This is a genomic window from Natrinema sp. CBA1119 (assembly GCF_002572525.1).
In the GTDB taxonomy this organism is placed as follows: domain Archaea; phylum Halobacteriota; class Halobacteria; order Halobacteriales; family Natrialbaceae; genus Natrinema.
Window position 1 is genome coordinate 2,180,274 of sequence record NZ_PDBS01000001.1, and the last position, 14,391, is coordinate 2,194,664.

Below are 14,391 nucleotides of genomic sequence, written 5' to 3' on the forward strand. Positions count from 1 at the left end.
TTCAGGGACTGCGGATTGGAGCGGTACGAGCAAGGGACTGGAACCGAAACGGTCCAGCGTGCTCGTCTTCGTCTACGGAACGTTGACCGAACCGGAGCGAGTCGCGACCGTCTTGGGGGACGAGGACGACGCCCACTACGAGTTTGCCGGCCGCGCGACGCTCGAGGGGCTCCACCGAATCGACGGGCGATACCCCACGCTCGTACCAGGCGGAAGCGTCGACGGGCGATTGCTCGCGGTCGGCGATGCGGGCCTTGAGCGCCTCGACCGGTACGAGGGCGTCGAGCGCGGGCTGTACGTCCGCGTTGCGGTGCCAGTGACCGGCGCGGCCGGCACCGCCAGCGAGCAGTGCTGGGTGTACGTCGGTGATCCGGACCGGCTCGGCGTCGACGCGACGTGGCCGGGGGAGGGGGCGCTCCGCGAGCGCGTTCGAACGCTCGTTTCACGGAGCGATGCTGTGGTACGTAATCACGAATGACGCCCGTCTGTCCTCCGTCTGACGAGCCAGCTATCCCGCTCTCGTCCGGCGGTTTCACTTTCGCCGCGGGTGCATGAGATTTATATACTCCGGGTCCCCTTTTCCAGTCGCACGTCACACGCCGTGCATTCCCTGTATTCCCTGTCGTGCTGCCATGTTGCAGCACATCACTGTGGGGGGACGGCGGTGGGCCCGACACGGCTCCCCCGGTCCCCGACAGTAATCCTTACACCTCGTCCCGAGTAGACGGGCGTATGCTCGAACACTCGGATATTCTCGAGGCGCGCGAGCGGGTACGAGAGACATCTCGACACACGCCCCTCGAGCACTCGCACACCTATTCATCGATGACCGGAGCCGACATCCGCCTGAAACTGGAGAACTTCCAGCGAACGGGCGCGTTCAAGATTCGCGGCGCGACGAACCGAATCGCGACGCTCTCGGCGGCTCAGAAGGAGGCGGGCGTCGTGACGGCCAGCGCGGGCAACCACGCGCAGGGGGTCGCGCTCGCGGCCACGCGATCGGGCGTCGACTCGAAGATCGTCATGCCCGAACACGCGCCGATTTCGAAGGTGAAGGCGACGAAGAGCTACGGCGCGGAGGTCGTCCTCTCCGGGCGAGACTACAACGAGGCCGCCGAGCGCGCCCACGAACTCGAGCGCGAGGAGGACCGAACCTACGTCCACGCGTTCGACGACGAGTACATCATGGCCGGCCAGGGGACGATCGGTCTCGAGATCCTCGAGGACTGCCCCGAGGTCGAGACGGTCGTCGTCCCCATCGGCGGCGGCGGTCTCATCAGCGGCATCGCGGTCGCGATCAAGGAGCAACACCCCGACGTTCGCGTGATCGGGGTGCAGGCCGACGGTGCCTCGAGCGCCGCCGCGTCCCTCGCGAAGGGCGAACGGGTCTCGATCGACGAGGTCGACACGATCGCGGACGGGATCGCGACCCGGAGTATCGGCGAGCAGACGTTCCCCTACATTCGGGAGTACGTCGACGAGGTCGTCACCGTCTCCGATCCCGAGATCGCCGTCGCGCTGGTCTACCTGCTCGAGCGCTCGAAGACGCTCGTCGAGGGTGCGGGTGCGGTCCCGCTCGCCGCCGTCCTCTTCGAGAAATTCGACTATGTCGAGGACGAGGTCATCGTCCCCGCGCTCTGCGGCGGGAACATCGATCTCAACACGCTCGCCAACGTCATCGTCCGCGGGCTGGTCGAGACCGGCCGCTATCTGAAGATCGAAACCGTCCTGAAAGACCGTCCCGGCGCGCTCGACGACCTCCTGGACATCTTCACCGAACACCGCGTAAACATCTACGCTATCCATCACGACCACACCTCCCGCAACGTCGAAATGAGCGACACCGAGGTCGAACTCGAACTCGAGATGCGCGGCCCCGACCACGTCGACGAGTTCCTGTCGGCGCTCCGGGACGCGGGCTACGAGGTCGACGTGCTCGCCTGACGGCCGAGGGCCGGAGCAATCCCTACCGTCCCGGTGTCGGGCCGGATCGTGTCTCCGCCGGTATCGCTTCACCGTCGCCACTACTCTCACCCGGTCGGAAACGGTCGGAAACGGTTTCTAGTCGATCCGTATCGCCGCCTGTCTCTGTCCGAGTTCGAGTAACTGGTTATTGTTAATGATCTATCGCCATCAATCGCACGATCATGGAGCGTCGAAAACTCCTCGGCAGCATCGCAGCCGCGGCGGTCGGATCGACAGTGCCAGCGTCGGCAGCAGCGGGGTCCGGAAGCGGCGGTGACCGCTCCCACCCGAAACCGAACCGGCGGTCGGACATCCTCCCGACGGGGACCGAGCGGATCGCGGAGACGTTCTCCGACCAGCTCGAGCGGGAACTCCACCACGGCGCACAGCTCGCCGTCTACCACGAGGACGAACTCGTGGTAAATCTCGCGGGCGGCACGACCGGCCCCGACGGGGACGAAGAGCGGATCGATACCCGTCACGTCCTCTTCTCGACGACGAAGCCGTACACGGCGGCCGTCGTTCACCACCTGGTCGATAGAGGACTCATCGACTACGACGACTACGTGGTCGAGCACTGGCCGGCGTTCGCGAGGGGGGACAAACGGAAGAAGAACGTGACGATCCGCCACGTCCTCTCGCATCAGTCCGGCCTGCACGCGATTCCGGCGATCGACGACAACCCGGCGGTCTGGGGCGATCCCGACGAGAAAGAGAGACTCGTCGAGGAGGCCGAACTCTTGTATCCGCCGGGGACGCGCACGGACTACCACCTGCTGAGTTACGGGTGGATCATCGACGGCCTCACCCGGAACGTCGTCGGTAGACAGATCGACGAGATCGCCGAGGACGCCATATTCGAGCCGCTCGGGATGGACGACACGGGCATCGGGCTCGAGGGCGAGCACGGCGAGGTTGCGACCCTCGTCGGGTTCGAGCCGTACAGCCAGATCACCGAGCCCGAGTCGCCGGGGTACAACGCCTACGTCGCCGACCTGTTCAACCGCCCCGCCGTCCAGCACAGCGTCGTCGGGGCCGCCACCGGTATCGGAACGGCCCGCGATCTCGCGCGGTTCTACAACTGTCTGTTGAACGACGGCGAGGACGTCCTCAGCGAGCGCGTGACGCACGCGTTCACTTCGGTCGAGGTCGAACAGGCCGAGGACGGCGAGTACACCCGTCGCGGCCTCGGCGTTCGCTTCGGCGGCCAACCCGGCGACGACTTCGGCGTCACTGCCTCCCACGCCGTCTACGGACACGGCGGCCTCGGCAGTATCATGACGTGGGCCGACCCCGACAACGACATCGCGTTCGCGTACGTCACGAACGGAATCCGGGACGGCTACGAACACGGCCAGCGCGTCTCCCGGCTCGGCGACACGGTCCGTCACGAACTCTCGTAGCGACGGGCGTCGGTTCCATTTCTTTTAAACCGTCTCGTCGCGACATATTGACCGTGAAACGTATCATCGAAACCGACGACGCGCCGGCCGCGGTCGGTGCCTACAGTCAGGCGACCAGCAACGGCTCGCTGGTGTTCACCGCCGGTCAGATTCCAATGACGGCGGGCGGTGACCTGCTCGACGACGAGTCCATCGAGAACCAGACCGATCAGGCCCTCTACAACCTCGACGCCGTCCTCGACGAAGCGGGTGCGTCCTCCGAAGATATCCTCAAAGTGACCGTCTTCCTCGAGGACATCGACGACTTCGAGGCGATGAACGAGGCCTATGCCGACTACTTCGACGATCAGCCGCCGGCCCGCAGCGCCGTCGAGGTCGCCGCGCTTCCGAAAGGCGTCGGCGTCGAAATCGAAGCCATCGCATCCGTCGAGGAAGCCGAGTGAATCCGGCGTGAGTGGCTATCCGTCCGGAACGATGGGAATCGACCCGCGGGCGAAATCCGCGTTCCTGTGGGGGCTCGTCGGATTCCTGTCGTTCCTGGTGCTCGTTCAGGGCTACGCCCTGCTCGTCGAACCGATCGTCACGATCGCGCAGGCGCTGGCGGTCGGAGCGCTGGTCGGTCTCGGAGCGGGGGTCGGAGCGTCCCTGCTCGAGCCGCGACTCGCCGCACGGGCGGCGCATCGCGACGACGAGTGACCGCGTCTCGTAACAGTTAAACAACGGACGCGGTTAGGATGACCTGAGCCAGGATGGCCGAATGGTAAGGCGCACGCCTGGAAAGCGTGTTCCCTTTGGGATTCAGGGTTCAAATCCCTGTCCTGGCGTTTCTGTCGAAATCGACCGACGAGCGATGCGTCGCTGAGCGAGTCGCGATTTCGACGAAACGCAAACGTCGGGATTTGAACACGCGAGTCACACGCGGACAAACGAGTAGGGTCCTCGTCTCCTCACCACTCGAATCTGCGTTCCGACGTGTTTGCAGTGCTCTTCGCCGTAACAGCGAATTACCACTTCTCGGTCCTAGGGTTCCGTCACATGCGGAGTCCGATCGACATTCGACACCAGAAGACTTTCACGTGTGCTGTTGTGACCGGCCGATAGATGCGACGAATACTGCTCGTCGTGACGCTGGCGGTACTCGTATCGATTGCCGGTTGTTCGGGACTCGGCGGTGAAACGACCGATCCCTCCGCGGACGACGAGGAACCGCTCGACCCCTCGAGCGACGACAATAGCACTGTCGATTCCGACGATCCGATGACCAATGCGACGGACGCCAATCAGTCGATTCGAATCGAAGCGAACGAGTCGGTCGCCGGAAGCGAGTGGGAGTCGCTCGCAGTGACCTATCCGCGCGAGAACTTCACCGTCGATAGCGCTCAGCACGGTGATATCCTGCTCGGTGCCGATACGACCGGTGACGGCACGGCCGATCGAACGTTCAACGAGACGCACGTGAGCGGCGTCAACAACAACGACTACTCGTTCACCGTCGAACTCGATACGGAGTACACGCTCGAGGCCGGCGACGTGATCGTTGCTGAGTATCCCGCGGTGGACAACCCCGCCGAACCGGGCGAGTACGCGGTCGAGGTGACGCTCAACGAGGACCAGACCGCGAACGGAACCGTCGCGATCTCTGGCAACGAAACCGACTGAGACGGACGGCTGCCAGTCAGGTCCGGCGTGCCCGCAACCCGTCAAGCAGGTGCGTCGGGACACAGTGACAGCAGACCGTCTGAGAGGGTCTCGAGCCGCGAGTGACGTACGATTCAGTACTGGAGAACGAGCGAGATACCCTCTCGAGAGGGCGAACACGCGGTTTGGAAGGTAGGGGTACGGGGAGAGCGCGTTACCGCTCGAGTTCGATCGGCGAATCGGTCGCGATCCAGCAGTCGGGGTCGTCCGGATCTCTGAGTTCCAGATTGCCGCTCTGACACACCACCATTTCGTATTGATCCGTCATGCTGACCCCGCTGTCGACTCCACCGGGATCGGATATCGTAACGGGGTCCGTACCGGCCGCCCGAATCGGGGTAAGCGCTTCATACTACTGTGAACGGGCGTCTTCCGGACTGATATTTCGCGGCGTCACGCGGCAGTGAACGGCGCGTCCGATCGCTACTGCACTGTCACAGCGACGGTGACTGGACAACCCTTTGGTCTCGCGACCCGACGATCGAGTATGTGCGGTCGCTACACGCTCGTTGTCGATGGGGACGACCTCGAGACCCGATTCGACGCCCGATTTCGGGACGGTGCGTCCGAGTCCGATTCGGAACCGGGATCGGGGGTTACGCCGCGGTACAACATGTCTCCCGGGCAGGAGCTGCCGGTGATCACGAACGAGGAGCCGGAGACGATTCAGCGCCTCGAGTGGGGGCTGGTTCCCTCGTGGGCCGACGACGACAGCGGCGGGCTGATCAACGCGCGGGCGGAGTCCGTCGGCGAGAAGCCGAGTTTCCAGGCGGCGTACGAGCGACGGAGATGTCTGGTTCCCGCGGACGGCTTCTACGAGTGGGTCGAGACGGACGACGGAAAGCAGCCCCATCGCGTCACCTTCGCGGACGACCGGGTGTTCGCGATGGCCGGTCTCTGGGAGCGCTGGGAACCGGAAACGACACAGACGGGGCTCGGCGCGTTCGGCGGCGGCGTCGACGACCAACCCGAGGGCGGTCCGCTCGAGACGTTCACGGTCATCACGACCGAGCCGAACGATCTCGTCGCGAACCTCCATCACCGGATGGCGGTGATCCTCGATCCCGCCGCCGAGCGGCGGTGGCTGTCGGGCGAGGATCCGCGGGAACTGCTCGAGCCGTATCCGGCCGACGAGATGCGCGCGTACCCGGTGTCGACGGCGGTGAACGATCCGTCGACGGACGAGCCGTCGCTGGTCGACCCGCTCGAGTCCGCGTAGTCACTCATCTCGGTCACTGATCCGTTCGGACGATACCAGCCCGAAGTACCCCGATTTCGGAGGGGTGGATGGGGGTTTTCACGACAGACAACAGAGACAGTTCCTCCTCAGTTTAGCTCGTCGATGATTTCGCGCGTCGACCGTCGGACCGCCTCGTCGCTCGAGAGACGGGGCTCCCAGCCCAGCGCCGAGAGCTTCTCGATCGAGAGGCGCATTTTCGGTACGTCGCCGGTCCAGCCGCGCTCGCCGCCGGTGTACTCGCGTTCGGGATCGGCCCCCAGTTCCTCGGCGACGATGGTCGCGATCCGGTCGACCGAGGTCGTCGTGCGCGTGCCCAGATTGTACGTATTCATGGCGTCGTCGGCGTGTTCGACGGTGTGACAGATCGCGTCGAGACAGTCCTCGAGGTGGAGGTAGGACTTCTCCTGTCGGCCGTCGCCGAGAATCGTCAGGTGCTCGGGGTCGTCCTGCAGCTTCTCGATGAAATCCGGGATCACCGCCCCGCGGAGGCGCGGCCCGACGACGTTCGCGAATCTGAAGTTCCAGACCGTGAGATCGTGGCTGTGGGCCCGCGCCGAGAGCAACCCCTCGTCGGCCAGCTTGCTCGCTCCGTAGGCGCTGATCGGCTCGAGGGGCGCGTAGTCCTCGGGCGTCGGCCGCGGGGCCTCGCCGTAGACCGTCGAGGAGGAGGTGTAGGCGATCTCGGTCACGCCGGCGTCGGCCATCGCCTCGAGGATGTTGCGGGTCATCCGCGTGTTGTCGTCGAACTGGCCGTGGGGGCGGTCCGTATCGACGTGTTTCGACGCCGCGAGGTGGAAGACCAGGTCGACGTCCTCGAGGTGACCCGCGAGCGCGTCGAGGTCGGTGAGATCGGCCTCGAGGAACTCGGCGTCGTCGGGGACGCGGTCGCGGTCGCCGTTCGAGCAGTCGTCGACAGCGAGGACGTCCGCACCGTTCGCGAGGAGGCGCTCGGTGAGGTGGGAGCCGATAAAGCCGGCCCCACCCGTGACGAGTATGTTTCGGCTCGAGATGGACATGACCGGTGATTCACCGACTGGGAGGTAAGTAGTTGTGTTTCGCTCCAGGTACCGCCTTCGTGTGCAGCGAGGATACTCGGCCGGTTTCGAAGGGACCGACGATAACGGTGCCCGTCCGTCGCTATTCTTTTTGCAGCGACCTTCGTTTTCACTGGCGATGCGCTACTTCGAGGATATCGAGGTCGGAACGACCAGAGAATTCGGAGAGTACCACGTCACGAAAGCGGAGATCATCGAGTTTGCCGAACAGTACGATCCTCAGCCGTTTCACACCGACGAGGACGCTGCAACGGAGTCCGCGTTCGGTGAGTTAGTCGCATCGGGGTGGCACACCGCCGCGATATCGATGCGAATGCTGGTCGATAATCATCTCCGAGAGAACGCCGGAATGGGTGGCCGCGGGGCTGATGAACTCCGGTGGCGACGGCCGGTCAGGCCGGGCGATACACTGTCCGTTCGGGCAACGGTCGCGGGCAAACGCCGCTCCGAGAGTGAGCCGCGCCGCGGATACGTAGAGAACGATATCGAGGTGGTAAATCAAACCGATGAGATCGTCCTCTCCTACACTGTCACCGGGATGATCGAGCGACGAGAGCACAGCAGCGAGTAGATGGGACAGTTTACACGCCGGTCGAGTATCGCAGGATCCCGGCGAAGCCGCCGAAGGCGTTGAGGAGTTGTTCTCCCTTCTCGAAGTCCGTCGAGATGAACTTGGTCTCGGTGCCGCGCTGTTCGGCGATATCGATGAGGTGGTCGATGGCGTCCTCGCGGTCCTCCTCGGTCGCTTCGACCTCGGTGCCACACTCGGTACAGGAGTGGGTGGGCGTCGACTTCCGGCGCTCGACCACCTCGCGCTCGGTGGTACCGCAGTCAGGACAGTCGTAGGTGATCACGTCCTTCCGGAGATCCTCGCTGATCAGGAGTCGGTCGACCGACCCCATCATCAGGTTCCGGCGGGTCGGCTCGAAGCCGTAGGTCGCGAGATCGCCGGCGTTGAGTTCCTCGAAGAACTTCTCCATCTCCTTCTTGTCCTTCATCACCTCGGCGTCGGCGAGCGCGTCTTCGGCATTGTTGACGAGGTCCGACAGGCCGGATTCGTCGGTGTAGGCCACGTCGAACTTGCCCAGGACGGAGTCCTGCAGTTCGTGGTGGAGGTAGTCGCCGTCGAGGAATTCGTCTTTGGTCGGCGAGGGCCCGCCGACGAGGATGCCGTCGAGTTCGTGGCGTCGCGGTACGAACAGGTCGTTCGCCATCCCCGCGACCTCCTGGTAGAAGTTGTCGATCGCCTCGAGGCGCAGGCGGGCGAATCGCTGGGCGGACTGGCCACCCTTTCGCTGCTTGCCGGGGACCAGCGAGGAGGCGGATTTGACCGGTTCGATGCGCTTGCCCTTCAGCCAGCCGACGTTGGCCTCGCGGCGGTCGAGGACGATCAGACCGTAGAGGCCCTTGTCGGCGAGCATCTCCTCGAGCGGTTCGGTCAGGAAGTCCGAGTCGCAGTGATAGCGGAAGGACTCGATGGGCTGGGGCGGGCTCTCGAGGACTTTCGTGACCATCTCGGTGCGGCCGCCGCCGGAGTCGACGGCACCGGAGAAGAGCACGATGCCGTTGTCCGGCGGAAAGGTGTCGAAGTATCGGAGCCGATCTTTGATGCTCGTCAGCGCGTCCTGGACGGCCGTTCGGGTCTGTTTGGACTTGATGTTGGCCGCTTCGCTGTGTTCTTGCGTGACGTGCTGGACGACGTCACTGATCTGTCTGTCGTCGGGAATGTAGATCGTCACGAGCTGCGTTCCGGAGCCGTCGTAGTCCTTGAGGTCCTCGATGACCTTCCGGAACTCGTACTTTTTCCGGTCCGAGTGCTCCTGCTCGCCCTCCTGGCTCATTACCCGTATAAAACGGGGCTGTGGGTAAGAATCCTTTGACACACCTGCCGACGTGGGACCGCGTGTCGATCGATGGCGATCGTACTGGCTGCCGGCGAGTGGTCGTCACAGGCCCGACGACGTGGGTCAGTAACTGAGTCAAAGCGGAACGCGCGGGACACTGTCGCTAACGTGATTCCCCGCTGTAACGACGCGGGAGGTGTGGTCACGATTTAAGGTGGTGCCGATCTAGGGTCCGGACAGTATCCGAGTATGTCTCATGAGACGGTCTACGCCATCGCGAGCGGGAAAGGCGGCGTCGGGAAGACGACGACGACGGTCAACCTCGGTACGGCCCTCGCAGAGGCCGGCCAGCGCGTCGCCATCGTCGACGTCGATCTCGGCATGGCGAACCTCGCCGGGTTCGTCAGCCTCACCCCCGACTCGACCACCCTTCACGACGTGTTAGCCGGAGCTGTATCGATCGACGACGCCACCTACCGACTCGCGGACAACATCGTCGCCGTCCCGAGCGGAACCAGCCTCGACGAGTACGCCGAAACCTCTCCCGAGGGGCTGCGCGACGTCGTCGAGGAACTGCGATCCCAGTTCGATTACGTCTTTCTCGATGTCGGGGCCGGCATCAGCCACGAGACCGTCCTCCCCCTGGGACTGGCCGATGCCGTCGTCCTCGTCTCGACGCCCGAACCTGCGGCCGTTCACGACACGAAAAAGACGATCGAGCTGACCGACCGCGCGGGCGGCGAGGTCGCCGGCCTCGTCCTCACCCGAACCCGGCCGGACGGCGACGTCTCCCACGACGAACTCGCCGACCGCCTCGAGGTGCCCCTCCTCGGGACGATTCCCGAGGATCCCGCGGCTCGTGACAGCGTCTACGCCGGGACGCCGCTGGTCGTCTTCGAGCCCGACGGGCCCGCCGCCGTCGCGTACCGCCGCCTCGCGGCCGATCTGACCGGGATCGAGATCGACATCCCGGAGCCCGACCGCGACGGTGACGGGGACGTCGCGTCCACCGACGCCGAACGACCGGCGGCCGAACCGAACGCGGACGGCGGTGACGAGGTCGATGCGGACGGCGGTGGCGATGCGGACGGCGGTGGCGATGCGGACGGCGGTGGCGATGCGGACGGCGGTGACGATGCGGGCGATACCGAGGAGCGCGAGGCGGCACACGACGACGTCTCGAGTGCGATCACGGAAGCTGAATCGGATCCAAGATGAACGATCGCTCCCGTCGTGCACACGGTTTCCAGCGGTAGGCACCGCCTGAATCGTCGATCCCCGCTCGAACCCACTATTCATCCCGCCGTTTTGCCGACCGGGCGGGATTCCGTCGGCGGGGGGTGGAATAGCGATACTCCGACAGCATGCAATGAATTATGTGGCGTCTGATCGGTCGGTATCGTCGTCGGTATCGATGTAGAGAACCGCTACGAGCCGCTTTCCGTCCGTCCTCGAGTCGAAACGGCGGCGTTTCAGCGTCCGAGATAGTAACGAACTGATTACTAATCACGGCGGTTCTCGATGCCTCGCCCATGGAGCGACGAAAAATCCTCCTCGGCAGTGGCGCAGCACTCGCAACCATGCTCGCGGGTTGTTCGAGCGACGAAACCGGCGACGAGTCCGACTCGAACGACGACAACGATGAGTCACTCGGAGATGACGGGGACGATGGGAGCGACGGAACCGACGGGTCCGACGGCACCGACGAACCCGATATTCCCGGTCTCGACCCGGACAAACTGAAGATCGACAGCGAGAAGGTCTCGATCAAGGACGTCAACAAAGACGGCGACAAAGTCGATATCGTCGCGACGACGACGACCTCCGACCCGGACGTACTGATGGCCGAGATCGAGTCGCTCGCCGACGACATCACTCGCGCGATCTCCGACCCGGAGGCGTTCGCGGCCGCGGTCAACAGCGTCACCTGGGTGCTCGAGAAGGACGGAGCCAAGGTGCTGTCGTTCTACGTCGACGTGCAGTGGGCGCTCGCGTTCATAAACGACGAGATAGACGAAGACGAACTCGTCGATCGTGTCCTCGAGACCGTCGACGAGACGCAGTAGCGGTCCCGTTGTGATCGCCCGGTGACCTCTCGTTCTTTCGAAACCCGCCTGACCGCGTAGCTGTGCGTCTCGCCAAACCGCGATCCTACATCGAGCGTGGTGCGGCCACGCCCAGAATCGATAGCGCGTTGGCAACCGCGTGTTTCGAGGCGGCGACCAGCGCGAGCCGCGCCTCCCGTACGTCGGGGTCGACATCGTCGGCGAGCACCGGACACTCCCGGTAGAAGCCGTTAAACCGGTCGGCGAACTCGCGAGTGTAGGTCGCGATCTGGTGGGGCTCGAGGTCGTCGGCGGCCTCGTCGACGACCGCCGGGAAGCGCGCGATCGTCTCGAGGAGGTCCCGTTCGGCCTCGGTCTCGAGCAGATCGGCGTCGACGGCCGTCTCGACGTCGGCCATGCCGGTCTCGGGATCGATCCCCGCCTCCTCCAAAATCCCGCAACAGCGCGCGTGAACGTACTGGACGTAGGGCGCGGACTGGGCCTCGAAGTCCAGCGCGCGGTCCCACTCGAAGGTGATCGCCTTCGTCGGCTGCTTGGAGACGATGTCGTAGCGGACCGCGCCGATCCCGACCTGATGGGCGATGCGCTCGATATCCTCATCGTCCAGATCGTCGTCGCGGATGCGGTCGTCGAGGCGGTCCTCGACCTCCCCGCGGGCGCGGTCGATCGCCTCGTCGAGCAGGTCGTCCAGATCGACGCCGGTGCCCCGTCGCGTGCTCATCTTCCCCTCGGGGAGGTTGACGTACGAGTAGAGCACCTGTCGGAGCTGGTCGGTCTCGTTGCCCAGCAACTCGAGGGTCGTCCGAACCTGCTTCGCCTGTAGCTTGTGGTCCTCGCCCAGCACCGTCACCGCGCGGTCGTACTCGTCGAACTTCCACTCGTGGTGGGCCAGGTCCCGGGTCGCATAGAGCGAGGTGCCGTCCGCGCGCAGGAAGACGAGGTTCTTGTCGATGCCGTGGTCCTCGAGCTCGAGCTGCCAGGCGTCTTCCTCGTAGACCGATTCGTCGAGTTCCTTCAGGCGGTCGACGAGGTCGTCGGTCGCGCCGTTGCGCATGAACCGCGTCTCCTTGACGAACTCGTCGAACTCGGCGGGTAGGCGCGCGAGACACTCCGTCATCCCGCCGAGCACCTGATCGACGACCTCGCTGACTCGCTCGTAGGCCTCGTCGTCGCCCGCCTCGAGACCCTGCATGATCGACTCGATCTCGGCTTCGGCCGCTTCGACTTCCGCGTCGGACGCGTTCTCGAGGTAGGCGTTCCCCTTGCGGTAGTAGCGCACGAGGTCGTACTCGATGCGGTCGCGCTCGGGCGGCTCGTCCAGATCCTCCTCGTCGAAGGTCTCGTAGGCCCAGGCGAAGACGGCCATCTGCCGGCCGGCGTCGTTGACGTAGTAGTGGCGGTCGACGTCGTAGCCGGCGTACTCGAGCAGATTACAGACGGCATCGCCGATGATCGGGTTCCGGGCGCGGCCGACGTGGACCGGTCCCGTCGGATTCGCGCTGGTGTGCTCGACGACGACCGACTCCTCGCGGTCCGGCAGAGTACCGTAAGTGTCGCCGGTCGCTGTCTCGAGCGTCTCGGCGAAGTAGGCGTCGCTCGGCAGGAAGTTGAGGTAGGGGCCCTGCGTCTGCACGGCCGAAACGTAGGTCAGCTCGTCGGCGTCGATCTCGTCGGCGACCCGTCCGGCGACCTGCGGCGGCGGTGCGCCGGCCTCGCCGGCCAGTCGAAACGCCACGCTCGAGGCGAGGACGCTCTCGACGTCCTCGGGCGGCTCTTCGATCCCCAGATCGTCCGTGGGAAAGTCCAGCGTCGAGAGCGCCCCCTCGAGGGCGTCTTCGACCTCCGCGCGTAGGGAGAGGAACATACCCGCCCGTATTCAGGGCTCGAGTAAAGGAATGTCGGGTTCTGTCTCGAGGAGTTCGACCCGAAACTCGTTTTGACGACGAACCGTCGACGAACGCCGCCAGCAACCCCGCTCGAGGGTTCGGGACGTTTATTCCCTCTATTGACGGGATATGGGTATACAAACTGGTTCTATCAATAGGATCTACACTCGGTCTCCATCCCTCTCTTTGGTAGGGTGACCGTTCTATGCACTCCAGTGTTAGGAATACACGGGAAAATCCTATACACTAGAAGCGAGAATATATCTGTAATGATGTTACTTACAACTTCTTCACAGAATGATGGTGGTCCAAGTCCTGATCAAAGGGGGAATGATTCCTCCAGTTACTGGCCAGGTCGGTATAACCCTAATTCTTGGTTGCAGACAATATCTATCAGTGGAGGTTTTGGAGTCTTGGCGACGCTTATAATCTTCTTTCTGTGGGTTGAAGTTGAGACTACCACTGTTGGATTGTGGTTGCTAGGTCCGCTAACTGGTGGTATCGGGGCCGGCTACTTACTAAGAAAGTATCATACTGACCATATACTTGTTGGAGCCGCCAGTGGACTACTAGCTGCCTTCCCAGTGCTCGCTATAGTCGCAGTAAATATTTTTGCTAGCATTCGGGCTCTTGGACAAGCAGGTCTCACCGATTCTTGGATGGAGGTCACTCAGACTGCAGGACTAGGCCTCTCGCTCACCGCGGGGCTTACGGCCTTGGGTGTTATGATAACCGCTTTTGCAATGATGGGAGCCGCTGGCAGATTCCTCGGAAGCAGTTTAGCACACCACACATTAGAAACATGATTGGTTTTGTCACTTGACTTCGTTTATTTCTACCAATTCATTAAATTAATGGTATTTATATGTATGGCATTACTCGTAAGTTTTGCAACACTCAATAGAGAATGTTGAATCCCAACATGTCTGATATAAATGGGACCTAAGTTAGGAATACTATTATAAAAGTAAAAATGGTTGTAATACAATACAATCTATCCTAATTTCATTTTCACACCTACATTACTGTGATTTCACAGATGAGATGTTATGAACTTCGGTACCACATCCGATATTCTTTGTACTTAGCCTACTAGCTCCTAAGTTTAGTAATAGACTAGCGATAGACAAGACAGCACCTGGTATCAGGCCCAGTGGACTGTAAGTAAAGCCACCAACTACCCCAATGATTACACCTGCTACTGCCATTGTTGTCCCAACAGTCCGAATACTGT

14 protein-coding genes and 1 tRNA gene are annotated in these 14,391 nt (G+C 63.0%); 12 read left to right on the forward strand and 3 right to left on the reverse strand.

Going from position 1 to position 14,391, the window contains the following annotated elements; all coding sequences use genetic code 11:
* Window positions 1-58 precede the first annotated feature (58 nt).
* From CP556_RS10660 to CP556_RS10695, 8 genes are all read left to right on the forward strand, one after another.
* On the forward strand, window positions 59-478 hold the full coding sequence (locus tag CP556_RS10660; protein WP_098725601.1) for a gamma-glutamylcyclotransferase family protein: 420 nt from the start codon (window positions 59-61) through the stop codon (window positions 476-478).
* A 254-nt stretch (window positions 479-732) separates the two neighbouring features.
* A complete protein-coding gene (gene ilvA, locus CP556_RS10665) occupies window positions 733-1,944 on the forward strand; it encodes a threonine ammonia-lyase (protein ID WP_098725602.1) in 1,212 nt (403 codons plus the stop codon).
* A 203-nt stretch (window positions 1,945-2,147) separates the two neighbouring features.
* Entirely contained in the window at window positions 2,148-3,368 is a 1,221-nt protein-coding gene (locus CP556_RS10670; RefSeq protein WP_098725603.1) for a serine hydrolase domain-containing protein, read from the forward strand.
* Between the two features lie 53 nt (window positions 3,369-3,421).
* Window positions 3,422-3,811, forward strand: a complete 390-nt coding sequence (locus CP556_RS10675) for a Rid family detoxifying hydrolase (protein ID WP_098725604.1) — start codon at window positions 3,422-3,424, stop codon at window positions 3,809-3,811.
* Between the two features lie 7 nt (window positions 3,812-3,818).
* Window positions 3,819-4,064, forward strand: coding sequence for a DUF7981 family protein (locus CP556_RS10680; protein ID WP_098725605.1), 246 nt, complete (start codon window positions 3,819-3,821; stop codon window positions 4,062-4,064).
* Between the two features lie 47 nt (window positions 4,065-4,111).
* A tRNA-Ser gene (locus CP556_RS10685) sits at window positions 4,112-4,192 on the forward strand.
* A gap of 277 nt (window positions 4,193-4,469) precedes the next feature.
* Window positions 4,470-5,027: a hypothetical protein gene (locus CP556_RS10690; protein ID WP_098725606.1), complete on the forward strand. Its 558-nt coding sequence runs from the start codon at window positions 4,470-4,472 to the stop codon at window positions 5,025-5,027.
* A 526-nt stretch (window positions 5,028-5,553) separates the two neighbouring features.
* Window positions 5,554-6,285 carry an SOS response-associated peptidase gene (locus CP556_RS10695; protein ID WP_098725607.1) on the forward strand — a complete coding sequence of 244 codons (732 nt, stop codon included), beginning with the start codon at window positions 5,554-5,556 and terminating at the stop codon, window positions 6,283-6,285.
* A gap of 107 nt (window positions 6,286-6,392) precedes the next feature.
* Here CP556_RS10695 and CP556_RS10700 read toward each other — a convergent pair whose 3' ends face one another.
* Complete coding sequence (locus CP556_RS10700) at window positions 6,393-7,322, reverse strand: NAD-dependent epimerase/dehydratase family protein (protein WP_098725608.1); 930 nt, start codon at window positions 7,320-7,322, stop codon at window positions 6,393-6,395.
* 157 nt (window positions 7,323-7,479) lie between these two features.
* On the opposite strand from CP556_RS10700, the gene CP556_RS10705 reads away from it, so the two are divergent.
* On the forward strand, window positions 7,480-7,932 hold the full coding sequence (locus CP556_RS10705) for a MaoC family dehydratase (RefSeq protein WP_098725609.1): 453 nt from the start codon (window positions 7,480-7,482) through the stop codon (window positions 7,930-7,932).
* A 10-nt stretch (window positions 7,933-7,942) separates the two neighbouring features.
* On the opposite strand, the gene prf1 is transcribed toward CP556_RS10705, so the two are convergent.
* Complete coding sequence (gene prf1, locus CP556_RS10710; RefSeq protein ID WP_098725610.1) at window positions 7,943-9,202, reverse strand: peptide chain release factor aRF-1; 1,260 nt, start codon at window positions 9,200-9,202, stop codon at window positions 7,943-7,945.
* A gap of 252 nt (window positions 9,203-9,454) precedes the next feature.
* Between prf1 and minD the strand changes: the two genes are divergently transcribed.
* Complete coding sequence (minD, locus tag CP556_RS10715) at window positions 9,455-10,423, forward strand: cell division ATPase MinD (protein ID WP_098725611.1); 969 nt, start codon at window positions 9,455-9,457, stop codon at window positions 10,421-10,423.
* A 314-nt stretch (window positions 10,424-10,737) separates the two neighbouring features.
* On the forward strand, window positions 10,738-11,271 hold the full coding sequence (locus tag CP556_RS10720) for a DUF8159 domain-containing protein (RefSeq protein ID WP_098725612.1): 534 nt from the start codon (window positions 10,738-10,740) through the stop codon (window positions 11,269-11,271).
* Window positions 11,272-11,356: 85 nt separating this feature from the next.
* Here CP556_RS10720 and argS read toward each other — a convergent pair whose 3' ends face one another.
* Window positions 11,357-13,135: an arginine--tRNA ligase gene (argS, locus tag CP556_RS10725; RefSeq protein ID WP_098725613.1), complete on the reverse strand. Its 1,779-nt coding sequence runs from the start codon at window positions 13,133-13,135 to the stop codon at window positions 11,357-11,359.
* 435 nt (window positions 13,136-13,570) lie between these two features.
* Here argS and CP556_RS25285 point away from each other — a divergent pair, with 435 nt between their 5' ends.
* Complete coding sequence (locus CP556_RS25285; RefSeq protein ID WP_141551664.1) at window positions 13,571-13,963, forward strand: hypothetical protein; 393 nt, start codon at window positions 13,571-13,573, stop codon at window positions 13,961-13,963.
* Window positions 13,964-14,391 lie beyond the last annotated feature (428 nt).